The 21,553-nt window shown below is 53.0% G+C and carries 29 protein-coding genes and 2 pseudogenes; 19 read left to right on the top strand and 12 right to left on the bottom strand.

The annotated features are described in order from the left end of the window. Both flgC and flgB read right to left on the bottom strand, forming a co-directional pair. Nucleotides 1–417, bottom strand: coding sequence for a flagellar basal body rod protein FlgC (gene flgC / locus AC2VLR_RS06780; RefSeq protein ID WP_101537357.1), 417 nt, complete (start codon nt 415–417; stop codon nt 1–3). 20 nt (nt 418–437) lie between these two features. Beyond that, entirely contained in the window at nt 438–851 is a 414-nt protein-coding gene (gene flgB, locus AC2VLR_RS06775; RefSeq protein ID WP_486881435.1) for a flagellar basal body rod protein FlgB, read from the bottom strand. A gap of 380 nt (nt 852–1,231) precedes the next feature. Between flgB and flgA the strand changes: the two genes are divergently transcribed. The 5 genes from flgA (at nt 1,232) to fliW (ending at nt 3,491) form a co-directional block, all read left to right on the top strand. Beyond that, entirely contained in the window at nt 1,232–1,891 is a 660-nt protein-coding gene (gene flgA / locus AC2VLR_RS06770; protein WP_486881434.1) for a flagellar basal body P-ring formation chaperone FlgA, read from the top strand. Between the two features lie 97 nt (nt 1,892–1,988). Then, entirely contained in the window at nt 1,989–2,327 is a 339-nt protein-coding gene (locus AC2VLR_RS06765) for a flagellar biosynthesis anti-sigma factor FlgM (RefSeq protein WP_486881433.1), read from the top strand. Nucleotides 2,328–2,340: 13 nt separating this feature from the next. Further along, complete coding sequence (locus AC2VLR_RS06760) at nt 2,341–2,721, top strand: hypothetical protein (protein WP_486881432.1); 381 nt, start codon at nt 2,341–2,343, stop codon at nt 2,719–2,721. A 3-nt stretch (nt 2,722–2,724) separates the two neighbouring features. Continuing rightward, the gene (locus tag AC2VLR_RS06755) at nt 2,725–2,985 is read left to right on the top strand and encodes a carbon storage regulator (RefSeq protein WP_486881431.1); all 261 of its coding nucleotides are present in this window, start codon (nt 2,725–2,727) and stop codon (nt 2,983–2,985) included. Beyond that, nucleotides 2,985–3,491: a flagellar assembly protein FliW gene (gene fliW / locus AC2VLR_RS06750; RefSeq protein ID WP_486881430.1), complete on the top strand. Its 507-nt coding sequence runs from the start codon at nt 2,985–2,987 to the stop codon at nt 3,489–3,491. Before AC2VLR_RS06755 ends, fliW begins: the two co-directional genes overlap by 1 nt. On the opposite strand, the gene AC2VLR_RS06745 is transcribed toward fliW, so the two are convergent. After that, nucleotides 3,471–4,214, bottom strand: a complete 744-nt coding sequence (locus tag AC2VLR_RS06745; RefSeq protein WP_486881429.1) for a flagellar brake protein — start codon at nt 4,212–4,214, stop codon at nt 3,471–3,473. The two genes, fliW and AC2VLR_RS06745, sit on opposite strands and share 21 nt — an antisense overlap. Before the next feature lie 211 nt (nt 4,215–4,425). On the opposite strand from AC2VLR_RS06745, the gene motD reads away from it, so the two are divergent. The 12 genes and pseudogenes from motD (at nt 4,426) to AC2VLR_RS06685 (ending at nt 13,257) form a co-directional block, all read left to right on the top strand. Beyond that, nucleotides 4,426–5,268, top strand: a complete 843-nt coding sequence (gene motD / locus AC2VLR_RS06740; protein ID WP_486881428.1) for a flagellar motor protein MotD — start codon at nt 4,426–4,428, stop codon at nt 5,266–5,268. A gap of 163 nt (nt 5,269–5,431) precedes the next feature. Then, the gene (cheY, locus tag AC2VLR_RS06735; RefSeq protein ID WP_486881427.1) at nt 5,432–5,851 is read left to right on the top strand and encodes a chemotaxis response regulator CheY; all 420 of its coding nucleotides are present in this window, start codon (nt 5,432–5,434) and stop codon (nt 5,849–5,851) included. Beyond that, nucleotides 5,848–6,333 (top strand): protein phosphatase CheZ, encoded by a 486-nt coding sequence (locus AC2VLR_RS06730; RefSeq protein ID WP_215842568.1) that lies wholly within the window; start codon nt 5,848–5,850, stop codon nt 6,331–6,333. The genes cheY and AC2VLR_RS06730 overlap by 4 nt, the downstream gene beginning before the upstream one ends. Before the next feature lie 4 nt (nt 6,334–6,337). Next, nucleotides 6,338–8,377, top strand: a complete 2,040-nt coding sequence (locus AC2VLR_RS06725) for a chemotaxis protein CheA (RefSeq protein WP_486881426.1) — start codon at nt 6,338–6,340, stop codon at nt 8,375–8,377. Beyond that, entirely contained in the window at nt 8,377–8,997 is a 621-nt protein-coding gene (locus AC2VLR_RS06720; RefSeq protein ID WP_215842570.1) for a hypothetical protein, read from the top strand. The genes AC2VLR_RS06725 and AC2VLR_RS06720 overlap by 1 nt, the downstream gene beginning before the upstream one ends. Then, a complete protein-coding gene (locus AC2VLR_RS06715; protein WP_215842571.1) occupies nt 8,975–9,724 on the top strand; it encodes an oxygen-binding di-iron domain-containing protein in 750 nt (249 codons plus the stop codon). Before AC2VLR_RS06720 ends, AC2VLR_RS06715 begins: the two co-directional genes overlap by 23 nt. After that, a pseudogene (locus tag AC2VLR_RS06710) lies at nt 9,702–10,157 on the top strand (methyl-accepting chemotaxis protein); the annotation flags it as partial. The gene AC2VLR_RS06715 and the pseudogene AC2VLR_RS06710, both read left to right, overlap by 23 nt. Before the next feature lie 87 nt (nt 10,158–10,244). Next, nucleotides 10,245–10,598, top strand: coding sequence for a CZB domain-containing protein (locus AC2VLR_RS06705; RefSeq protein WP_486881594.1), 354 nt, complete (start codon nt 10,245–10,247; stop codon nt 10,596–10,598). A 10-nt stretch (nt 10,599–10,608) separates the two neighbouring features. Continuing rightward, nucleotides 10,609–11,565 carry a chemotaxis protein gene (locus AC2VLR_RS06700; protein ID WP_215842573.1) on the top strand — a complete coding sequence of 319 codons (957 nt, stop codon included), beginning with the start codon at nt 10,609–10,611 and terminating at the stop codon, nt 11,563–11,565. Nucleotides 11,566–11,592: 27 nt separating this feature from the next. Then, a pseudogene (locus tag AC2VLR_RS06695) lies at nt 11,593–12,405 on the top strand (methyl-accepting chemotaxis protein); the annotation flags it as partial. Nucleotides 12,406–12,441: 36 nt separating this feature from the next. Next, on the top strand, nt 12,442–12,936 hold the full coding sequence (locus AC2VLR_RS06690; RefSeq protein ID WP_486881593.1) for a CZB domain-containing protein: 495 nt from the start codon (nt 12,442–12,444) through the stop codon (nt 12,934–12,936). A gap of 21 nt (nt 12,937–12,957) precedes the next feature. Then, complete coding sequence (locus tag AC2VLR_RS06685; RefSeq protein WP_486881425.1) at nt 12,958–13,257, top strand: hypothetical protein; 300 nt, start codon at nt 12,958–12,960, stop codon at nt 13,255–13,257. Between the two features lie 283 nt (nt 13,258–13,540). Here AC2VLR_RS06685 and rluB read toward each other — a convergent pair whose 3' ends face one another. The 8 genes from rluB to AC2VLR_RS06645 form a co-directional block, all read right to left on the bottom strand. Next, nucleotides 13,541–14,296 carry a 23S rRNA pseudouridine(2605) synthase RluB gene (rluB, locus tag AC2VLR_RS06680; protein ID WP_486881424.1) on the bottom strand — a complete coding sequence of 252 codons (756 nt, stop codon included), beginning with the start codon at nt 14,294–14,296 and terminating at the stop codon, nt 13,541–13,543. Nucleotides 14,297–14,435: 139 nt separating this feature from the next. Further along, nucleotides 14,436–15,743, bottom strand: a complete 1,308-nt coding sequence (locus AC2VLR_RS06675; protein WP_215842576.1) for a sulfide:quinone oxidoreductase — start codon at nt 15,741–15,743, stop codon at nt 14,436–14,438. Between the two features lie 151 nt (nt 15,744–15,894). After that, nucleotides 15,895–16,392: an SMC-Scp complex subunit ScpB gene (scpB, locus tag AC2VLR_RS06670; protein ID WP_486881423.1), complete on the bottom strand. Its 498-nt coding sequence runs from the start codon at nt 16,390–16,392 to the stop codon at nt 15,895–15,897. Beyond that, nucleotides 16,385–17,200 (bottom strand): segregation and condensation protein A, encoded by an 816-nt coding sequence (locus AC2VLR_RS06665; protein WP_486881422.1) that lies wholly within the window; start codon nt 17,198–17,200, stop codon nt 16,385–16,387. Before AC2VLR_RS06665 ends, scpB begins: the two co-directional genes overlap by 8 nt. 11 nt (nt 17,201–17,211) lie before the next feature. Next, the gene (locus tag AC2VLR_RS06660) at nt 17,212–17,802 is read right to left on the bottom strand and encodes a nucleotidyl transferase family protein (RefSeq protein ID WP_486881421.1); all 591 of its coding nucleotides are present in this window, start codon (nt 17,800–17,802) and stop codon (nt 17,212–17,214) included. Then, nucleotides 17,751–18,422, bottom strand: coding sequence for a tryptophan--tRNA ligase (gene trpS / locus AC2VLR_RS06655; protein WP_486881420.1), 672 nt, complete (start codon nt 18,420–18,422; stop codon nt 17,751–17,753). Before trpS ends, AC2VLR_RS06660 begins: the two co-directional genes overlap by 52 nt. Beyond that, nucleotides 18,419–19,081: a site-2 protease family protein gene (locus tag AC2VLR_RS06650; RefSeq protein WP_215842579.1), complete on the bottom strand. Its 663-nt coding sequence runs from the start codon at nt 19,079–19,081 to the stop codon at nt 18,419–18,421. Before AC2VLR_RS06650 ends, trpS begins: the two co-directional genes overlap by 4 nt. Nucleotides 19,082–19,136: 55 nt before the next feature. After that, entirely contained in the window at nt 19,137–19,739 is a 603-nt protein-coding gene (locus AC2VLR_RS06645; protein WP_486881419.1) for an L-threonylcarbamoyladenylate synthase, read from the bottom strand. Nucleotides 19,740–19,764: 25 nt separating this feature from the next. Between AC2VLR_RS06645 and AC2VLR_RS06640 the strand changes: the two genes are divergently transcribed. Both AC2VLR_RS06640 and AC2VLR_RS06635 read left to right on the top strand, forming a co-directional pair. After that, nucleotides 19,765–20,448 (top strand): 7-cyano-7-deazaguanine synthase, encoded by a 684-nt coding sequence (locus AC2VLR_RS06640; protein WP_486881418.1) that lies wholly within the window; start codon nt 19,765–19,767, stop codon nt 20,446–20,448. Nucleotides 20,449–20,486: 38 nt separating this feature from the next. Next, nucleotides 20,487–21,311 (top strand): ferritin-like domain-containing protein, encoded by an 825-nt coding sequence (locus AC2VLR_RS06635; RefSeq protein ID WP_486881417.1) that lies wholly within the window; start codon nt 20,487–20,489, stop codon nt 21,309–21,311. Here AC2VLR_RS06635 and AC2VLR_RS06630 read toward each other — a convergent pair. Continuing rightward, entirely contained in the window at nt 21,308–21,553 is a 246-nt protein-coding gene (locus tag AC2VLR_RS06630) for a hypothetical protein (protein ID WP_486881416.1), read from the bottom strand. The two genes, AC2VLR_RS06635 and AC2VLR_RS06630, sit on opposite strands and share 4 nt — an antisense overlap.

Genomic DNA, 21,553 nt, shown 5'->3' with positions numbered 1-21,553 from the left:
TCAGGCTCCCAGGGTAAGGGTTTTCTGCAGCAAGGCTTTGGTGGTGTTCATGACATTGACGTTGGCCTGATAAGCGCGTGAGGCCGAAATCATGTTCACCATTTCATCTACCGGATTCACATTGGGCATTTTGACGTAGCCCTCTTTATCGGCCAGAGGGTTGCCAGGCTGATACACCATTTTGAAGGGCCCCGGCTTGCTGACGACTTCAGCCACACGCACACCGTTCACTCCTGCCGGAGCGCCCGCACCCGCAAAGGGCTGCGCCGCAAACACCACTTCGCGCGCCCTGTAGGGCTGGCCATCAGAACTGGTGGCCGAATTGGCATTAGCCATGTTACTGGCCACCACATTCAGTCGGTATCCCTGGGCGGTCAGGGCGGAACTCGCCACATCCAAAACTGAAAACAATGACATATTATTTACTCCTGCAGCAGTTAAGCGGTGGTTCCCGTAATGGCCGAGATCAGCGTTTTGATTTTTCCTGTCAGAAAAGTGAGGTCTGCCTGATAACGCACGCTATTTTGCAAAAAACTGGACTGCTCACGATTCATATCAACCGAGTTATTATCCAGACCCACCTGACTACCGCGCTGATATCGCACAAAAGCTGCCATACTCGCGTCATTACCAGTAGCGGTAAACTGTCTGTTCTGGTTGGTTTTCAGCGAAAGCCCTCCACGATCTCCCGACTGCACCGCTGCCAGGGTCTGATGAAAAGGAATATCCACGGCGCGATAATTCGGTGTATTGGCATTGGCAATATTGGCGGCCAGCAGTTGTTGCCGATAGCCGGTGACTTTCAGGGCATCCGCCAAAGGATCCAGTGCTTGACCCAATAAATCTGACATCTGCTCGACCTCCCCTGCATAACCTGTACGACGATTCAAAAGCAACAAATATGCCACTAATACAAGCTCGGCTCCTGTCAACCTTCAGGATTGATTTGTGAGTGATTGCGCCCTGCCCACCTGCCTTCAGCGGCAGACATGCGCCGCCTGTTACTGTTTATTCAGGACCATCGGCAAAAAAATGCCGCTTACACTCGCAACCGGCAGACTTACAAACATTGGGAAATGAAGCACCTGCTGACTATGATTTATGGCGCGTTATTTGCTTTAACTCTTCCCGGATGAATACAGACATCGCACACGGGGCATTGGCATTAATGAAATATGGCTCTTGCAGGATCATAAAACTCTGGAATATCCTTCTGATCCTCGCGCTTTGCATGACGAGTATTGCCGTTTGGGCGCAGGATAACGTGGAAAATCCCGAAACCATCCGCAGCGCAGCCCTGAATTTTATACGTGCCCATTTACCTGCCCGGTCGTCTGGTATGCATATTCACCTGGATGGCCCTGCTCCGGGCGTTCATTTTCCGGCCTGTGCCAAGCTCGAGGTCAGTTACTTCGGTTATAGCAACCCTTATGGAAACCAGACCGTACAGGTTCTCTGCCAGGCACCCGCCACCTGGCAGTTATATCTGCCCGTGCAAATCCAGGTGGATCAAGCGGTGGTCATTGCCGCCCGTCCCTTGACCGCTGGTTCCATCATCGAGGCCGGAGATCTGGCAGTCGTGCGCAGAAATACCAGTGGCCTGAGCAGTAGCACGATTCGCTCACCTCAGGCGGCTATCGGCAAAATTTTACGTTTCGGCACTCTGGCCGGACAGCCCATCACCACCAGCATGCTCAACGCCCCCGATGTCGTTCATGCGGGTGAGCAAGTTACCCTTTACGCACAAGGAGATGGGATTCGCATTGCCACCATTGCCGACGCCATCGAAAACGGTCGTCCCGGACAAAGCATCATGGTCAGAAATCTGCAGTCCGGTCGGGTAGTACGGGGCACGGTAACCCCCCAGGGTCATGTCGTGGTAAACTTTTAAGGCGTAGAATGAAAATTAAATCGCTCAAACACCTTCAGTTGACGCTTTTTTGTGTCGTTAATGTCAAAGAGAACACAGTCAGGCAGGAGCTACGTTCATGAATCCCATCAATCCCTACAATGGATTAATTTCCGGAATATCATCCAAAGATACCCGCAGCAATCCGGAGCAATCTGTGAATAATGCCGGAGCAGAAAAAAATACTCCTCAGCCGAGTGCTGGCAAACCGGTTCCTCAGGACCACCTGACCCTGTCGCCCCAAGCCAGACAGTTGATGGCTGCGCAAAATGAGGGTTCTGCCAGCAGCGAAAGGCTGACGGCCATCCGCTCCAGCATTAGCAATAAAAGCTATCAGATCTCTCCATTAAAAATCGGGCAGGGACTGACTCAGGATAACCAACAGTTCATGCCTGCCCCTCCCAACCGCTCGGTCTGAAAGCAAAATGCCCATGGACGCGCACGAACTTTCTCAAGCTCTTCAGCTGTTGGAACAACTACATTTACTGCTGGAAAATGAGACTGCCTGCCTGAAAGCAGGGCAAATGCAGGATCTTCAGCACATCGCCACCCAAAAGATGCGCTGCTTTGCTCAGGTTGAGCAAATGAAATCTGCCAGCCCGACCCTCCGCAATACGCTCAGGTCTGATACGGGGCGTGCATTGCTGGAAGAAATCCTGCGCAAGAACCAATTAAACGGGCAAATCATCCAGGCTTTGATGCGTTTCAATCAAGGTGCCTGGGATATTTTCTTTGCGCACACTCAGCCCCTCTATACGGATCTTGGTACCGCCCAATCAGCTCCGGCAAGCCATCTGATCGGGAGCGCCTGAAGCGTGCTGGTACTTACCCGGCGTCGTGGTCAGGCCATTTGCATAGGCGATAATATTCGCATTGTCGTCACCCGCATTGATGACGGTCAGGTAAGGCTAGGCATAGAAAGCAGCGAAAACCTCACGATTTTACGCGAAGAATTACTGGAAACCGTCAAGCAAGCCAATCAATCCGCCCGGACCCTGGCGCCAAACGATTTTGAACACTGGTTGAAACAGCAACACCATACGGATGGCAGCGGTCATCCTGAGGATGAATCCTGATGAGCACATACAATACCCGTTTCGGACCCTTGACCATCGCTGCCAACGATATTTGGCATTGCATTGCCCCCATGCCCGGTTTCACGGAACTACGTCAGTTCGCCTTGTTACACCTGCACAGCCAAGGCCCTTTTGTCTGGCTTCAGTCTCTGGATGACCCACTGATCACCTTTCTGTTGATAGCCCCTGAGCACTTTAATCTGCACTATTCACAAACTCCGCATTTTGCCAAAACCGAAAAAGAAGGAATTACCATGGTCATGGTTATCCTTCCACAGAAGGACAACGGCCAACTGCAGAGTAATGCATTGGCGCCGCTTTATTTTCTGCCCGACAAAAAGCAGTTTGGGCAGTGGATTGTCGAACATCAGGAAATAGCCCCTGAACCTTTACTGACCAGTCCCGAACCCCCTGCAGCATTGGGTGCCCAGATGGTGGTTCCTGTTCAGGAAGCACCAGGCTCCAAGACACAGCCACACCAGCCCTTACCGACTGGCACGGCGTAGGCGCTCGCGATCATAACGCAGAGCGCACTGCATGATTTTATCTTCCAGTGCGGTCGGAATATCCATAAAACGCAAGCCCAGCTCTTGCACCCCCCCTTGAAGACGTCTTCCATTTCCCGAATAACAGACTTTGGCGGCGAGCGAATACGGCTGATTCTGGAATCGAAACTGTATCTGGGCCAGCAGCTCTCCCGAGGCCAGCGGATAGTCATGGGGTGCGGTAATCCGGACCCGCATCCCACCCGCCCCGATATTCACGCATTCCCCTTCCACAGCACGAGCGCCAAAACGGCGTAACAACACGGTCGTTTTGTCAGCAGCATCAAGCACCGCACGCAAATTCCCCCGTCTCTGCCACTGAAAAACCACTTCTGGCCGCCGAATCCGGATAGCGGCAAAACGTTGCCAGGTGAGCTGTTCCATGACTACCGTCTGGAAGCCAATGGGTAAGGCATCGACAGTCCAGAGCAGCAAGTCCTCTCCGGGCTGCAAATGGATATTGGCCGCTTCCGGCATCAAAGCATCCATAATCAGGCTTTCTTCCTGATCATCTTTATCCAGCAAACTGGTGTGGCCCAGCACCGTATTGCGCTGCCCCACCAGCACCTGCATATTTTGCTGCACAGCGACGAGGGACTGTAGCAAGCGCTCAACAGCTGTCGGTAACGTCAAACGATTGGCGTCTGCAAATAATCGATCCACGAGAGTTTCACTTTGAGTCATACCCGTTTCCCTTAGAGGCACAGCGGTTGTCAAACTTTTGACAGCCGGAAAATTTTGATCACACCTGCAAACCCAGCAGGAATCGTGCCGAACCAACAACAGGCATGAGTCCGGCACAAATCTCGCTTGGAAAGCACTGATCGCCTGCAAACTGCAATATCCCGACTACTTAAAGAGATGAACTGCGAACAACTGAAGAGGAGAATCCCCGATGGCACGTAAGAAGAAAGAAGAAGAATGGGAAAATCATGAGCGCTGGCTGGTTTCCTATGCCGACTTCATCACCCTGCTCTTTGCCTTTTTTGTGGTTATGTACGCTATCTCCTCGGTCAACGAAGGTAAATACAAGGTATTATCTCAAACCCTGGTGTCTGCGTTCAGTGGCCAGCCCTGGTCGCCGGTACCTATTCGCTCCGACACCAACAGCCTCACCCAAACGCCGGTTGCTCTACCTGCATTACCCAAAGTGACCACTATGGCACCGGTACCCCATGTGCAGCAGGGACAGGTTTCGCCTAGAGCACAAAATCCTCACAGTCCTGCCAATCCGGAAATGCAAAAAATTGAAGCGCAGATGCGCACCTTGCTGAAACCGCTGATTGAACAGGGGAGTGTGGCAATTCATAGAAGTAATCTGGGCGTTGTCATCGACTTGAATGCCAAAATTCTTTTTCCATCGGCCGCCGCCCAGCTCAGTGTCAACGCCACCAGCACCCTCGCTAAAATTGCCCAGGTTCTGGCACAGATTCCCTATCAGATTCAGGTGAATGGCTTCACCAATGATCTGCCCATTCGTACGGCACAATTCAGTTCCAACTGGGCGCTGTCTGCGGCACGCGCCGTATCGGTCGTCGAATTATTCATCCAGCACGGCGTCAACCCTCATCATCTGGTGGCCGCCGGTTATGGCAAATATCATCCCGTAGCTTCCAATAACACCGCCAAGGGGCTGATCATGAACAGGCGCGTCAGTATTGTGGTGGTAGCGCCGCAAAACCCCAGCAAGGCCGGTACCGACCCCATCATGGCCGGGAGTATCAGTCAGCGCGGTTGATCCGGAATTGTAAAGATTCTGGAACAGACACCCTTTAGTTATGGGGTGAACGTGCCGTTAGCAAGCATATGACATTGCTAAAAGCCCCGTCGCATCTTGGTACAGGAATTGCTTGCCGATATCCTGAGCGGCGGGATTCGACTCAAGGAGGAGATCATCATTTATGGGCATTGATCAGGTCGACAAGGGTATCCACATTTTAGTGGTGGACGATTTCTCAACCATGCGCCGCATTGTGCGTAATCTATTGCGTGAGTTGGGCTTCAGCAATTTTGATGAAGCAGAAGATGGTGTCCAGGCGCTGCAAAAGCTGCATAGCCGGCCTTTTGATTTTGTGGTTTCCGACTGGAACATGCCCAATATGCAGGGCATCGATCTGCTTCGTGCCATCCGCTCCGATCCGCAACTCAAGCACATACCGGTACTGATGGTGACAGCCGAAGCCAAGCGCGAAAATATTCTCGAAGCCGCCCAGGCAGGAGTCAACGGTTACATCGTCAAGCCCTTTACGGCGGACACCCTGAAGGAAAAACTCGACAGCGTCTTCAAACGACTGCAGGCCGCTCAGGGAGGTCAGGGATGAACACCCAGAATCTGTTGGACCCCAATCGCCTGCTGAGTGAAGCCGAACTGCTGCTGCGTGAGGGCTTGAAACGCATTGCCAATACCGCCGAAGAAAAACTCTCCGGCGCACAAAATCCACTCGAAGAAGCCCTGCGCCTGACCGAAGAACAAACCATGGCCACTCTGGCCGCCGTGGAAAGAGCCCAGGATGCGGTCGCGGATATTCGCAATGCCCATAACAGCTTCATAGATGAACCGCTGAAACAGATCGAGAGCGCCCTACTGGTTATTCTTGCCAGCCAGCAAGGGCAGGATCTAGCCGGTCAGCGCCTTAAAAAGGCTATCGCCCTGCTGCAGGCAGTTGAAGAACGGATTCGCCTGACCCTGGCAGAAACGGGGCTGGATAGCGACGAGAATAAGCTGCCCGAAGCCTCCGTCGAGAGTAACCCCAGCATCAATCAGGATGAAGTGGACAACTTACTGGCAGAATTGGGGATCTGATAGCATGGATATGGACATTCTCCAGGATTACCTTCCCGAAGCCCGGGAGTTGCTGGAAAAAGCGCAGGATGACACCCTGCGTCTGGAGTCAGACCCCGGCAATGATGAAGTCCTGGCCTCGGTATTTCGCGCCTTTCACACCCTCAAGGGCGGAGCCGGATTTCTCGAAGCCGAGAACCTGGTCAACTGGACTCACCATCTGGAGGACCTGCTCGATAAACTGCGTTCACATACTCTGGTCGTAACCGGCCCGATGATTGATGCTATTCTGCGCGGCCTGGATGTTATTGACGACATGCTGCAGCAACTCGCTAATGGGGAAAATCCTGCCCCGGGACCAGAAGATCTGAGCAGTATCATTCGTCAACTGGCGTCTGGAACGACTCCGGCGGATCCCGTTCAACCCATCCTTCCTGCTTGCGCAGCACCAGAAGCGACCCTCAAAGTCAGCCAGCGTGCCACGGCAGATGGACATGCGGGCCTGTTTCTGGAGCGATCGGACTCAGCTCCTCATCCTGAAACAGGATCAGACGAAATTTCCGCAGAAGAATTTGAAGCCACACTCGATGCACTCTATGGAACACAAGCACCGGGTTATGCTCCTCCTCCGGAAAGCCAATGCGCTGCCAGTGACGAAATTTCACCGGAAGAATTTGAACAGGTACTGGATCAGCTCTATGGTGACAAAGCTCCCGGTTTTGATATAGAAACCTCCTCCAAAGATACAGGAGACCTGCCGGTAACTGCGACACCAGACAATCCAATAGCCGCTCCACCTTCTCCACCATCCCAACCGGCGGCTCCGGCAGCCGTGCGTAGCAGTCCCGGTGCTCAGGAGACTGCGGATGCTACTTTGCGCGTCGACGCAGCGCGCCTGGACGCCGTAATGAATCAGGTCGGTGAGCTGGTACTCCTGCGCAACCGGCTCAGTTCGGCCATAGGCAGTCTCGGCGAAGAAAATGAAGACATGCTGCGCATCGCCCGGGAAGTGGATCTCACGGTAAATGATATTCAAAGCACCGTCATGCGCCTGCGGATGCAGCCCTGCAAGCGGCTTTTTCAACAATTACCCAGAGTGGTGCGCGATGCTTCCCGACAACTTTCCAAGGAAGTGACCCTGGAAATTGTCGGCGAAGATGTAGAAATCGACAAAGCAGTCGTGGATGCCCTCTCCGGTCCCATGACCCACCTGCTCCGCAACAGTCTCGATCATGGTGTCGAAACCCCTGCGGAACGGCAGGCCGCTGGCAAGTCTCGCAGCGCCAAAATCCGGGTGGCGGCAGTCCATCTGGGTGACAAGGTCCGGATTGAAGTTGCTGATGATGGTCGTGGCATTGATAGCCAGTTTGTCATGCAGAAAGCCATCGACAAGGGGGTCATCAGCGCAGAACAGGGTGCACGCCTGTCGGAACAGGAAGCGGTAGAGTTGATTTTCCGACCCGGATTTTCCACCAATGATCAAGTCACGGATATTTCCGGACGCGGTGTGGGTATGGATGTGGTCAAGGAAACCGTCCGCAAGCTGCGGGGTCGTCTGGAAATTCAGACCCGTCCGGGCTTGGGAACCAGTATCTCCATGGAATTCCCCCTGACCATGGCCGTTCTCCCGGTACTTTACCTGCGTTTACGTAGGGAAATTTATGCACTCCCGGTTTCCAGCATCGAAAGTCTGCTGGACTTACAGGAAAATCGCATTCATCGCATGAGTGGACGCACCGTCTATCGGGTGGATGGTACTGAGGTCGTCCCTATCGTCGATCTGGGCGCCTTACTCCACGAGCGCCCACTTCGGCTGGGCTCCGAACCCATTGAAGGGGTATTGACGGAGCATGGGCTGTTCATGGTCTCCGAAGTGCTGGGTAACGAGGACTCGGTCGTAAAACCCATCGATTTTCTCGCCGAACAAAACTGGTATCAAGGCGCGACGATTTCCGGTAAGGGTAACGTAGTGCTGATTCTGGATGCCAATGCCCTGGTGAACCATGTGCTTGATCATCATGACGATCAAGCAAACAGTAACATGGCCCGCAAAGGAGCTGCCTGATGAATATTCAGCATATCATGGGGGTCGTCGATGCTTCTTTTAAGGCACGTCAAAGTATCGAAAAAGCCTTGCGGGAAATTGACCGACGTGCCCTCAATGCCATGGTCCTGGTCAAGCGTCATGGTAACGCCTTGGCTGGATACGGAGTCGTAGCCCAGGCTTTTCGGGAGCGCGCAGCCATCCTTAAGGAGTCTGCAGCACACCTTCAAGAACGTATCGCCCCCCTGATCGAAGCCTATATGCGCATTTTGCAACATCAACGCTTCTCCGCATCCTTTGCACAGATGCTAGAGCACAACTCACTCCATGAAAAACACTGTCCCGGCCTCATCAACACCCAAAAAAAATGGCAAAAAATTATGCTTGAAGAAGAAGCAGAAGCAGGAAGGGTGCTGGAACAGCTCCTGGAGATGGTGCAACAACTCCAGGAAAGCATTGAAGAGCAGGAATACGTAGTCACCAATGGCCGCATTGAAGCCGCACTGGCAGAAAACACCGGGGCCCCCCTGATGCGGGTTTCCCGGGATATGGGTGAAGCCGTCCGTACCGTCGCACTAGCCATTCGCAGCTATCGTCATCAATTGGAGAGTCTGGAACATGAAAGCAGCACCCGTCTTTGAAGCAGGTAGCCATCGCTGGTGGATTATTTATGATCAGGATGAACATCGCGTCATTGATTCCAATGTGTATGTGATGGAATCCAATGAGCAAAGTATCATCCTGGATCCCGGTGGCTTCGAGATTTTCCCACAGGTGTTTGCTGCCCTGGTTGAAGCTGTGCCTCCTTCCAGCCTGAAGGCGGCTTTTGTATCCCATCAGGATCCCGATATCGCCTCCAGCTTACCTCTCTGGCATGCCTGTAACGAAAAAATGGAATGGCATATTCCCAAACTCTGGGAAGGTTTTATCCGCCACTACGGGGCGCTGGATGCTCCCCTGCAAAACATTGATGATGAAGGTGGCAGCGTCATCATTGGTGGAAGGCGTCTGGAATTTATTCCAGCGCATTACTTACATTCATCGGCAAATTTTCATGTATACGATCCAGAAGCCAAAATCCTTTTTTCCGGCGATGTGGGAGCAGCTTTACTACCACCTGGACATGACGCATGGGTGGATCGGCGTGACAAAACTGGTCGGGCTTTTGCTGAACATATCAGCAAGGCCAAATATTTTCACGAACGCTGGATGCCTTCCAATGCCGCCAAGAAAAACTGGATAGAAAGAGTCAGTCAGCTGGATATTCAGTATCTTTGTCCCCAGCACGGGGCCATTTACAGTGGCGACAATGTGAAACGATTTATCGACTGGTTCGACAAGCTCAATGTCGGCTCGGCTACCGCCTAGAACTTCAGGGAGCCATAACTCTATGGATAGATTGACACTGAACGAAAATTACGAACAGGCCACCCAAAACGCCCAGATTCTCACCAATACTTCAACGGAAGCATATGTGGCTATGGAATCCGTGAACAAAAACCTGACCTTATTGGCAAAAACCGTTGATGATAATCACCTGGCCTCCAAATCACTCATGGACGAAGTGGGTGCAATCCGTCGCATCGCCCAGACCATTCGGGAAATAGCCTATCAAACCAACTTGCTGGCCCTCAATGCCGCCATTGAAGCGGCGCGTGCCGGAGAGCATGGCCGAGGTTTTGCTGTAGTGGCTGACGAAGTTCGCAATTTATCCAAACGTGTGCAGGAAGCCACAGATGAAGTACAAAACAACATTACTGCGGTCACCAACACGGCACAGAAAATTGATGAATCCGCTCAAAAAAATCAGGCACAGGCTCAACAATCCAGGGATGTGACGCAAAACCTGCAAAAGGAAATCATAAATCTACGCTTACTGGCCGCTTCCATGACTCTGACTGCAGTCCGCCAAAGTCATGAAATTGTTGTACAGCGCTTGCAGGATGAGGTACTTGGCGATCTGCATGACATGCGTCTGGAAGAACTCAAGGATCATCATAGCTGCACGCTGGGTCACTGGTATGACGGCATTGGTGGGCAACTACTGGGTAAGGAAGCTGCATTTATGTCACTGGCAGAACCACATCGACAGTTCCATCAAAACACCCGAGAACTGCTCGCTGCCCATCAGGCAGGGGACAAGGACCGGTCCAAGCAATTGCTACAGCAAGTTCTGCTTAGTCGAGACAAGTTTTTTCAACAACTGGATGCGTTAAACGCCACCCTTCAAAAAAATCAGTGAGGACAGTGTCATGAATCAGCTATTACGAGAAGTGGATGAACGTGCCCAACTGGCAGGCACCAACAAGTTCGAGCTGCTGGTTTTCCGACTCGGCACTGACCCCAGTATCCATAGTCGTGAGTTATTCGGGATTAATGTATTCAAGGTACGGGAAGCATTGGTGATGCCGAAAATCACGCCCATGCCCGGTGCCCCTGAACATGTTATGGGGGTGGCCAATATCCGTGGACAAATCATTCCCGTCATTGACTTACCTGCCGTAGTCGGTTGCAAAGCGGATGGATTGAATATTCTGCTGGTCACGGAGTATGAACGCTCCGTGCAAGGTTTTGCCGTAGAGGATGTGGAAGAAATAGTCCGATTGGAATGGAGTCGGGTACTTTCGGCGGAAGGGGCCTCCGTAGGGGGGCTGGTCACCAGTTTGGCCAGACTGGATGAAGACGAAGAAAACGCACGACTGGCACTGGTACTGGATGTGGAACATATTCTCCGCCAGGTGCTGCCCTCCCGCTTCAAGGCTGGAGATGAGCTGGTACAGCAACATGCCGTAGAAATTCCCAAAGGTGCCGTAATTCTTTATGCGGACGATTCTGGTGTAGCCCGCAATCAGATAGAGAAAACCCTGAAAAGCCTGGGCTTGGCCTTTATAGGCACCAAAACCGGCAAAGAAGCGTTGGAGCGGCTGCAACAGTTGGCCCAGGATGCGAAAGTTGCCGGTATCCCTCTTCATGACAAAGTGGCCATGGTTTTGACCGATCTGGAAATGCCGGAGATGGATGGCTTCACCCTCACCAGGCGCATCAAGGAAAACGAAGCACTTCACGATGTACCCGTAGTGATTCATTCCTCCTTGTCGGGCACCGCCAATGAGGCCCATGCCCGGAGCGTCAATGCCGATGGCTATGTCGCAAAATTCTTACCCGACGATCTTGCCCGCGCTATCACCAACGTCATTCATCCTCGCTAAAAAATCACATCTTGAAGAGGCTATCCCATGTCTATTGAAAACCAAACGCTACTCTCACTGTTTTCCGCCTGTCTGGACGGAGACGCTGAAACAGCCCGGCTGATTCAAGAAGATTCTGAACTTGCGAAAACCATTACGCCCATCTGCGACTGGCAAAAAGCGCGTCTTTGGCAGGGCTGTCGCGTTCTTGACCATCAGGTGGCCGCATTGGAAAAAACCGCTGACAGCCATCTGCTGGGCATGGATTTTGACAAAAACCTGCATAACGCTCAGCAGGACAGTCAAGCATTGGTCGATCAGGCTCAGGCAGTGGTGTCTGCGGTACGCAATATGGCTGAGAGTGTGGGGGCCAATCAGGAGCTGGCCGAAGCCACCCTGCATGATGTGCAAATGGGTAACGAAAGATTATCTGAACTCATTGGCGAAATGGATCTCGTCGAACAATCTGTGACCGCCATGGGTGAAACGGTACAGGCCTTTCTGCAACAAACCCGGACTATTACCACCCTGGCTGCCAAAGTCCAGGAAATAGCCAAGCAGACCAATCTGCTGGCGCTCAATGCCGCCATTGAAGCTGCTCGCGCCGGAGAACATGGACGTGGCTTTGCAGTGGTAGCTGACGAAGTGAAAAAACTGGCCCAGAGTTCTGCGCGGGCTGCTGCGGATATTCGGAGTTCGGCCACCACCATCAACAAAGGGGCTATACAGGTCGAATCAGGGGTGAGTGCCAGTATCGTTCATTTACGTCGGGGTGGAGATTCTTTAGAAACCGTAGCTGAAGTGCTGGGCATGGCCAATCAGTCCGCTCAAAAAACGCGTGGCAACATTGAAAGTATCGTGCATGGCAGCATCCAGGAAATTACCGCTGCAGAAGCCATGGGTACGCATATACATGCCTTGCAGCAATCCATGCAACAATTTACTCAGCAGTTTAAGAGCATCCGCCTCAATCTGGATCAGGTTCAGAAAGAGCTTGCCGAAGGGAGTGAAGCCGCCATACAAGGAAAACCTGCACTGGCTACCCGCTTAACGGTGGTGAAGGCGGATCATGTACTATGGGTCAATCACATACTGGAAGCCATAGCGAATAATAATGCGCAAATAGATGACAGTACTCTGAAAGATCACCACCAATGCCGTCTGGGACAATGGATGGATAGCATGGTGGATACACCGCTCGGTCAATCCGAAGCTTTTGTTGCCGTGCAGCAGGTACATCCGCAGGTGCACAAATTGGGTATAGCTATCATCAACGCTTTGAAAAAAGGCGATAATGCTGCCGTACACAAGGGCGCTGAACAGCTGAAAAGCTTGAGCACCATGGTGCAACAGCAACTCGACAAACTACGTGATCATATTATGGGTCACTGATACGCCCAGACTCAGAACCGTATGGCCAAAAAACAGGAAAAAACGGAACCCTCTCTGGGTAACGAAAATACTCCCAAACATCGCGTCCAAAAAATGGCGTCGATTAAAAGTTGGGCTATTACCTGGCTACTGGCTATTTTTGCGGCTGAGTGGGGCTTATTACCGCAACCCTTATCCGCACAAGACGGATTACCCGTATGGGTTCCCTTACTGATGAATATATTGCGTTTTTTGGTTTTATGGTTTTCTGCTTATGTCATCACTAAAATTATTTTTGGAGCTTGGGAAATACTAAATGACTATTACCAGACTTTAAAGTAATTTCATCACAAATCCAGTAATTTCTGAAACAACGATAAATATCAATAATGTAAACCACGACACATGCAAATCTGATTCACTGCAAACAGGGGCATCTGCATAGTCCGAAGTCTGTCGGCTCCATTCAGCTTTGCTTTTACTGGGGTCAAATACACGCGATCTCACTGATGAATTTAGAAAAGTCATTGACAGCCCCCACAAGAACTATAACCTGAGACTAAATTATCATATTCATTACACCTGTTTCAATAAGTTAACAGCCAGCTGATGAAAGTGACTGGAATCAGGAGCGGGATGCCGGATTCACCCATTGCACGCTCGCCAGCAGGTTCTCCCTTTCCTCATCAGGCAGCTCATCAAAATAACCGGTTTTGAGCAGGCGCGGCATTTCCACGACGCCATAGCGTATCCGGATCAAGCGGCTGACCGCCATGCCCAAAGCCTCAAACATGCGCCGCACTTCGCGGTTGCGTCCTTCTGCCAGGGTGACGTGATACCAGTGATTGGCTCCCTCTCCACCAGCATCTTCAATCTCGAGAAAACGCGCCTCTCCATCTTCCAGGGCAATGCCTTTCAATAGGGTATTTTCCTGCTCTGCAGTCAGCACGCCCAGAGTCCGCACGGCATAGACCCGCTCAATACCAGCCCGGGGATGCATCAAGGCATTGGCCAGATCACCGTCATTGGTCAGCAACAGTAAACCCTCGGTGTTGTAATCCAGGCGGCCGACGGCAATCCACCGACTTCCCCGCAATTTCGGCAAGCGATCAAACACGGTCGGACGACCCTCCGGATCTTTGCGGGTAGTCAGTTCTCCGGCCGGCTTGTGATAACGTAAGACACGCAATCGAGGACGCACCCACGAAGGTATCCGCAACGCTTCCCCATCCACAGCAATTTTATCCTGGGGGGTCACCCGGTCACCCAGTTTTGCGACCTGGCCGTTGACCTGAATGCGGCCTGCGGCTATCCATTGTTCCATCAAGCGTCGCGAACCCAGGCCGAAACGCGCCAGTACTTTTTGTAATTTTTCGTCCATGTCTTCCTCATCTCCAAACATGCCAGACCCTTGGGTGAACGGTCTGGCGAGTGCGCCATCATATCCTGTCAGCCGCACAATCCCTAAAAAAAACCCCGCACGGGGCGGGGTCTTGAGGATGTAACCGATCAGACCAGGATTAGGAAGCCTTGCGATGCGGCGGTACTTCTTCCTTCAGGCGGGTGATGCCCATCATCTTGAATAAGACCTTTTCATAGAAAGGTTCGGAAACACCCATTTTCATCTTGCGGATGAAGTATTTTTCAAAGGCCACCTTGGCCAGATGCACCCAGCGACCATAGGCAAATACATCTACCGTACGGGGGCGCAACTGGGGAAGAGCCACGAAAGCCGCACCACGATCACCCATATCGGCAAAGCAGACGGCGTTCCAGGTACCCATGGTCTGTTCACCCTTGCGTCCTTCCAGATCGGCTTTGATGTTGTGCACTGCAGCAGACACCATGGATTCAATCATGTAACCGGTCTTGGGTGCACCCGTGGGTACGGGGGTGGCTTCCACCGGCGGAATGGCAATGGCAATACCGGCCGCAAAAATATTTGCGTATTTCTTGCTGCGTTGATGTTCATCTACCAACACAAAACCGCCGGGATTACACAGTCCTTCGACACCAGCTACCGCAGGAACGCCCTTGAAAGCAGGAATCATCATGCCGAACTTGACAGGCAGGGTAAACTCCTTGGCAACCTCACCTTTGTCATTGACCTGGGTAATAAACATTTTACCGTCTTCGACCTTTGTGACCTTGCAGTTGGTATGGGTTTCAATACCCTCTTCCTTCAGGCCCTTGGTAAGAATACCCGTAGAATCACCGACACCCTGAATACCCAGATGGCCGATGTAAGGCTCGCTGGTAACAAAAGTAAAAGACGGAATCTTGTCGCGCATACCGCGTTTTTTCAGATCAGAAGCGACAATCATGGCGTATTCATAGGCGGGACCGAAGCAGCTGGCGCCAGCCATGGCACCAATCACAATAGGGCCGGGTTCGGCCAGCAGCGCCTGATAGTCCTGGTAGGCCTTTTCCGCGTGATCCACCGTGCAAATCGATTGAACAGGACCTTCGTGGGGATTGGAGCCAGGCACATTTTCAAATGCCAGTTTGGGTCCAGTAGTGATCAATAAATAGTCATAATGTACCTTGCTACCGTCCGCCAAAGTGATTTCCTGCCCTTCGGCATCAATTTTTTCAGCTGCTTGGGGAATAAAATGAATACCTTTGCGTTCTACATAGGGCTTAATGGGGAATGCTATATCATCGCGCTTGGTCCAACCCACGCCTACCCATGGATTAGATGGCACAAACTGAAAATAATCATTGGCGCTGATGAGCGTCACTTCATGCCCGGAACCCAGAGCATCCTTCATTTCATACGCTGCGGGCATGCCACCTGTGCCTGCCCCTAAAATCACTACATGTGCCATTGGTCTGCTCCTCGTCACATTATTGACTACATCTTACCCAGTGCGGATGTCGGCATCGATTTACAGATCCGTCATCTACGAATTCCCAGAAAATATGCGACCATAATATCAAGTCGTCAAATAAGTTTTTTCTAATATTAAAATAATCTTTCTATTTACCCGCAATGACCGCAGGCAAATCCTCCAATGAGGCCAAACCAAAATGTTGCATGAATTCAGCAGTTGTTGCCCATAGGGCTGGATGCCCCGGCGTTTCCCGATGCCCCACCACCGCAATCCAACCCAGTTCCTGTAACTGCTGCATGATTTGGGCATTTACTGAAACCCCCCGCCAATGCTCAATTTCCGGCCGGGTAACCGGCTGCTGATAGGCAATGACTGCCAGAGTTTCAAGCGCCGCTTTGGACAAAGGACGGGGGGCATCCACATGCAGACGAGCCAGAAGATCATGATGCCGGGGATGTATTTGCAGACGATAGCCTCCGGCGACAGATACCAGTTGCAAGGGCCCCTCTCCCGCTGCCAATAGAATATCCAGTGCCGCCTCCCACCCTGCATAGGCGGGATCATCCCCTAAAATAGCTGCCAGACGTTCGCGGGACAAGGGTTCCGCAGTGGACAATAACAGTGCCAGCAGGGCCTCACGCATGGACCGGACTCTCCTGGACTGCGATCTGTACCTGCCATTCAGGCGATTCTTCTTGCAGCAGTTGCAAGGCATGCTGCCGCAACAGCTCCAGAATGGCCAACAAGGATATGGCCAAGGTATGGCGACTCCGATCAGGCAATAATTCGGCAAGATACCAGGCGCGCGAAGCATCCTGACGGCAGTGCCGCAGCAGATCCACCATGCGCTGGCGCAAGCCCATTTGCGGTTGGGAGAGCTGGTGAGTCGGCACATCGACAGACTCCGGGCGCGCCTGAATGCGCAACCAGGCATCGGCTATATCCTGCAAAGCCAACAAAGGCGGCGGCAGCGGCCAGTGCTCGGGACCAATGGCTACAGCCATCCAGAAATCCCGACCGGAGCGGGGTAACTGCTGCAGATTTTCCGCTTGGGCTTGCACCTGCGCCAAAGCTTCCAGACGCCGCACCAGTTCCAGACGAGGATCCATGTCTTCTTCATCACTGGCCGGTGGCAAGGGGAGCAACATACGCGCCTTGATTTCCGCGAGCCAGGCGGCCATGAGCAAATACTCTGCCGCCAACTCCAGATTCCGCCGCCGCGCTTCCTGCAAATACAGCAAATACTGACGGGTAACTTCGGCTACCGGAATGTCGCGGATATCCATGCGATTACGCCGGATGAGCCAGAGCAGCAACTCCAGCGGCCCGGAAAAACTGTCGAGCAGCAGCTCCAAAGCATCGGGAGGAATGAACAATCCCTCGGGCAAAGCATCCAGAGGCTGGCCATGCACCTGCACGCCCTGCCCTACACTTACGTGGACGGTGCTCACGCCCGCAACACTCAGCCCATTCCTCGCGCATGGGCCAACCCCATGGCTGCCCGGACTTTCTCCATGGTCTGCTCGGCCTTGTGGCGGGCGCGTTGAGCACCGGCATGGACAATTTCACGGAGTTGTTCCGGGCGCGCCGCCCAGTATTCCGCCCGCTCGCGCATGGGGGCCAACTCCGCCAGCACGGCATCAATCACCGGCTGCTTGCAATCCACGCAGCCAATTCCGGCACTGGTACAGCCCTGCCTGACCCATTGTCTGGTTTCCGGACTGGAATAGACCTGATGAAAACCCCATACCGGACATTTTTCCGGAGTCCCCGGATCGGTGCGCAAGACGCGGGCAGGGTCTGTGGGCATGGTACGAATTTTTTTCTGTATTACGGCAGGATCCTCCCGCAACGGAATCGTATTGCCGTAGGATTTACTCATTTTCTGACCATCCAGTCCCGGCAATTTGGAGGCTTCGGTCAACAATGCCTGGGGCTCCCGAAGAATCTCCCGCCCTTTTCCCTCCAGATGGGCCAGCAACTGGGCCTGCATCGCCGGACTCAATCCCGCCTGCTGCCGGAGAAAATCAGCGGCTTCCGTGACCGCCGACACATCACCCTCTTGTTGAAAACGCTGTGTAAGCGCGCAAAAGTTTTGGCAGCGCTCTTTCCCATAGCTTTCAGAGCCTTATCGACCAGTTCCAGGGTTTCTGCATCCCGGCCGTAAAAACTGTTGAAACGCCGTGCCAATTCCCTGCTGATTTCCAAATGGGCCACCTGATCGGCACCCACTGGGACCTGCTGGGCTGCATAGAGGAGGATGTCGGCCGTCATCAACAAGGGATATCCCAGAAAACCGAAAGTCGCCAGGTCACGTTCCCGGAGTTTTTCCTGCTGATCCTTGAAGGTCGGCACCCGTTCCAGCCAGGACAAGGGCGTCAGCATCCCCAGCAGCAGGGATAATTCCGCATGTTGGGGCACCTGGGACTGAATGAAGAGCACCGCCTTTTCCGGGTCTATGCCTACCGCCAGCCATTCGACCAGCATATCCCAGACGGCCATGGAAATGCCCTGCGTAGTTTCATAATGGGTGGTCAGGGCATGCCAGTCAGCGACAAAAAAGTAGCATTCTCCTTCATCCTGCAAACGCACCCAATTTTTCAACACACCGTGGTAATGGCCAATATGCAGACGTCCGGTAGGACGCATTCCCGACACGATGATTTCTTTCATGATCCGCCACCTACTGCCAGAAAAAAATGATAAATCCATAAAAACAAAGGCCCCAACACGGACCACAAAATGCCGGTGAACAGCAGCACGATGAGAATGATGAATCCGTAGGGTTCAACCCGACTGAGGGCGATGCTGGCGGAAGCGGGCAACAGGCCAACCGCCACTCGCCCCCCATCCAGCGGCGGAATCGGAATCAGGTTGAAAATGATGAGAATGACATTGATGATGATACCCGCCTCGCCCATCAACTGCATGGGCTCGGCCACATAAGCCAGAGCCCCGGGCAGATGTCCGCCCAACCACAACACCATCGTCCAGAAGATAGCCATCAACAAATTGGCTGCGGGACCGGCAATCGCCACCCAGACCATATCACTTTTAGGCTTTTTCAGGCCCGCAAAATTGACTGGTACCGGTTTGGCATAACCAAACAGAAACGGGGAATGAAAGAGCAACAAAATGCCCGGCAACAAAATGGTACCAAAAGGATCAATGTGCTTGATGGGATTCAGCGTCAGTCGGCCCATGAGCATCGCCGTGGGGTCGCCGCGCTTCCAGGCCACCCATCCATGGGCGACCTCATGCACCGTGATGGCAAACAATACCGGAATCGCCCAGATCGCCAGAGTACGGATAAAATGCGTGAGATCAAACATGGCCGGAAGTATATCAGCAGGAGCTATGGCTACCTAATGCTGCCATGGGCTGCCACTAGGCATCGATACCTAAAGCCGCCGGATCCCCGACCCCCTTGCGTCGCAACTGCGGCGGCCACTGCAACATATCAATCACCGTCGAGCACTTGGCACGGCCCTGCTCCGCCACAATGACGGTGTCCACCTGATTTCCCAAAAGCGTGCAAATTTCTTCCGGATCTGTCAGGGGCAAATCCCTATCGGGAAGCTGTAAGGTCGAACTCATCAAGGGTTCACCCAGCTCTGCCAGGAGCATTTCACACAGGGGATGAGCCGGAATACGTACGCCGATACTTCGCTTTTTGGGGTCCGCCAGCCTTCGGGGCACATCTTTGGTAGCCGGCAGAATAAACGTGTAGGGTCCCGGCAGAGCCTTGCGCAGCAGAGCAAAAGCACGATCATCCAGCTTGGCATATTCAGCCAGTTGAGCAATACCTGAAAAAAGCAGGGAAAGATCATGCTGCAAATCCAGTTGCCGGATCCGCCGCAAACGCTCCTGGGCATCACGGGCACCCACCATACACCCCAAGGCGTAACAGGTGTCTGTCGGAAAAACGATCAATCCTCCCGCTCGGAGAACATCCAGCGCCGGCTCCAGCAGGCGCAATTGGGGATTCACCGGATGCACCCTTATACACGAACTCATGTTATCTTTAGCCCCCATGAATACCCGTTCCGAATCCGCACCGATCATACGCCAGCCAGAGCCGTTGTCACCAGACAGCCGTTGCCTGCTGCTCATGAGTGGCGGCGTGGAAAGCAGTACCCTGCTGTTTCATCTCGCCCGGCAGGAACAACCCCAACCGGTTTTTCTGGATTATGCCCAGCGTGCCACCCGGCAAGAGTGGCAGGCGGTGCAAACCCTGAGTGCAAAGCTGCGTATCCTGCCGCAACGCTATGACCTTTCGGCCTTCGGGAATGCCGTCGGCGCCCTGCGCACCGCGCGTTATCACGTTCCCCTACCCCATCGTAATTTTGTAGCCATTGCTGCGGTAGCAGCCATAGCCAGCAATATGAACATCAAGCGTATAGTCATGGGACTGAGTGCCGATGATGCAGCAGTCGATGCCTGCTCCCGACCGGCGTTTCAAAGCGCCATTCGCGATACCCTGGGCAGCCTGGGTCTACAACTGGAAACACCACTCATCCATCTTGGCAAAGACGCTATCATTCAGTACGGTAATGATCTGGGGGTTCCCTGGGCAAAAACCTACAGTTGCCTGCTCGGCCGCACGCCAGCTTGCGGTTTCTGCCCACAATGCCTGAAAAGAAGGGCCGCTTTTGCTCGGGCTGGAGTCAATGACCCGGATATGGGCTATGATGGTTGACCCGATGGTATTTCATGCGCAGGAGACAGACTCAATCCATGCACGCTGTTAGAACACATCCGACCTGGTCGGTTGCGGATATTCCCTATGCCGGTATCGAGAAAACCAGCATCAAAGATCAAACAGACTGGTTTTATCTGCTGGCTGGCGCCTCCTTTGTCGAAACTCTGTCTGATCTTTATGCCAGTAACCTGGTGGAGTACTTTCAAGAAAATCTTCCCGCCACCACTTGGCTCAACCAACAGTGGGAACAGGAAGAAGTCCAACACGGTTTGGCTCTGAAAACTTATGTGCTGGAGGTCTGGCCGGATTTTGACTGGGATCGGGCATATCAGCGCTTCGTCAAAGCCTATAAGCCTTACTGCCAGACGGATTTACTGGGACCCACCCAGGCCCTGGAAATGGCATCCCGCTGTGTCGTCGAAACAGGTACTGCAAGTTTTTACACCATGATTCAGGCAGCCAGTCCGGAACCCGTGCTCCGCTTGCTGGCAGGACGTATTCGTGCCGATGAAGTGCATCATTACAAATACTTCTACAAGTTTTTTCAGGAATACCAGCGCCGCGAGAAAAATTCGCGTTGGCGCATTGGACGGGAACTCTGGAAAAGAGTATCTGAAGCAGATCAGGAAGACAGTTATCTCGCCATCAAAAGTGCCTTTGAAGTGAAAAACCCGGGGCAGACCTTTTCCGGCAAGGATTTTGCGGCATTTCGAGAACGGATGGGTGACTGGGTCAGCCGCCATTATCCCTTTGATATGGCGATTAAAATGCTGCTCAAGCCAGTAGCACTCCCCCCCACCCTGCAAAAAATGGCACTGCCTTTATTGAAACGCAGTGCCCGTCGGGCATTAGCCAGTTAGAGAGACCAGGTACGGATGGCAGAATGGGGTTTGCGCAGTTGCAACCATTTGGCCGATTCCAGATGCGCCACAGTCTGGCGAGCATCACGAACGGCTGCAAAGCCCGGCTTCACGGCAGCATGGGCTTGAACCGCTGCCCCCCCTCCATGGAGGGGGGTGACAGCATGCACAAAGCTGCCCAAAGCCAAAAAGGGCGTAGCAATCAAAAAAGCAACGAGCATATGGGTCAATGACTTTTTCAT

It is taken from the genome of Acidithiobacillus sp. TH-A117 (assembly GCF_057473465.1).
Note: the sequence above shows the minus strand (reverse complement) of the source record. Positions and strands in the feature narration are given on the sequence as shown.

Coding starts and splice junctions, on each gene's coding strand:
- flgC (WP_101537357.1), bottom strand. CDS start 417: ATGTCATTGTTTTCAGTTTTGGATGTGGCGAGTTCCGCCCTGACCGCC.
- flgB (WP_486881435.1), bottom strand. CDS start 851: ATGTCAGATTTATTGGGTCAAGCACTGGATCCTTTGGCGGATGCCCTG.
- flgA (WP_486881434.1), top strand. CDS start 1,232: ATGACGAGTATTGCCGTTTGGGCGCAGGATAACGTGGAAAATCCCGAA.
- AC2VLR_RS06765 (WP_486881433.1), top strand. CDS start 1,989: ATGAATCCCATCAATCCCTACAATGGATTAATTTCCGGAATATCATCC.
- AC2VLR_RS06760 (WP_486881432.1), top strand. CDS start 2,341: ATGGACGCGCACGAACTTTCTCAAGCTCTTCAGCTGTTGGAACAACTA.
- fliW (WP_486881430.1), top strand. CDS start 2,985: ATGAGCACATACAATACCCGTTTCGGACCCTTGACCATCGCTGCCAAC.
- AC2VLR_RS06745 (WP_486881429.1), bottom strand. CDS start 4,214: ATGACTCAAAGTGAAACTCTCGTGGATCGATTATTTGCAGACGCCAAT.
- motD (WP_486881428.1), top strand. CDS start 4,426: ATGGCACGTAAGAAGAAAGAAGAAGAATGGGAAAATCATGAGCGCTGG.
- cheY (WP_486881427.1), top strand. CDS start 5,432: ATGGGCATTGATCAGGTCGACAAGGGTATCCACATTTTAGTGGTGGAC.
- AC2VLR_RS06730 (WP_215842568.1), top strand. CDS start 5,848: ATGAACACCCAGAATCTGTTGGACCCCAATCGCCTGCTGAGTGAAGCC.
- AC2VLR_RS06725 (WP_486881426.1), top strand. CDS start 6,338: ATGGATATGGACATTCTCCAGGATTACCTTCCCGAAGCCCGGGAGTTG.
- AC2VLR_RS06720 (WP_215842570.1), top strand. CDS start 8,377: ATGAATATTCAGCATATCATGGGGGTCGTCGATGCTTCTTTTAAGGCA.
- AC2VLR_RS06715 (WP_215842571.1), top strand. CDS start 8,975: ATGAAAGCAGCACCCGTCTTTGAAGCAGGTAGCCATCGCTGGTGGATT.
- AC2VLR_RS06705 (WP_486881594.1), top strand. CDS start 10,245: ATGACTCTGACTGCAGTCCGCCAAAGTCATGAAATTGTTGTACAGCGC.
- AC2VLR_RS06700 (WP_215842573.1), top strand. CDS start 10,609: ATGAATCAGCTATTACGAGAAGTGGATGAACGTGCCCAACTGGCAGGC.
- AC2VLR_RS06690 (WP_486881593.1), top strand. CDS start 12,442: ATGGGTACGCATATACATGCCTTGCAGCAATCCATGCAACAATTTACT.
- AC2VLR_RS06685 (WP_486881425.1), top strand. CDS start 12,958: ATGGCCAAAAAACAGGAAAAAACGGAACCCTCTCTGGGTAACGAAAAT.
- rluB (WP_486881424.1), bottom strand. CDS start 14,296: ATGGACGAAAAATTACAAAAAGTACTGGCGCGTTTCGGCCTGGGTTCG.
- AC2VLR_RS06675 (WP_215842576.1), bottom strand. CDS start 15,743: ATGGCACATGTAGTGATTTTAGGGGCAGGCACAGGTGGCATGCCCGCA.
- scpB (WP_486881423.1), bottom strand. CDS start 16,392: ATGCGTGAGGCCCTGCTGGCACTGTTATTGTCCACTGCGGAACCCTTG.
- trpS (WP_486881420.1), bottom strand. CDS start 18,422: ATGAAAGAAATCATCGTGTCGGGAATGCGTCCTACCGGACGTCTGCAT.
- AC2VLR_RS06650 (WP_215842579.1), bottom strand. CDS start 19,081: ATGTTTGATCTCACGCATTTTATCCGTACTCTGGCGATCTGGGCGATT.
- AC2VLR_RS06640 (WP_486881418.1), top strand. CDS start 19,765: ATGTTATCTTTAGCCCCCATGAATACCCGTTCCGAATCCGCACCGATC.
- AC2VLR_RS06635 (WP_486881417.1), top strand. CDS start 20,487: ATGCACGCTGTTAGAACACATCCGACCTGGTCGGTTGCGGATATTCCC.
- AC2VLR_RS06630 (WP_486881416.1), bottom strand. CDS start 21,553: ATGAAAAAGTCATTGACCCATATGCTCGTTGCTTTTTTGATTGCTACG.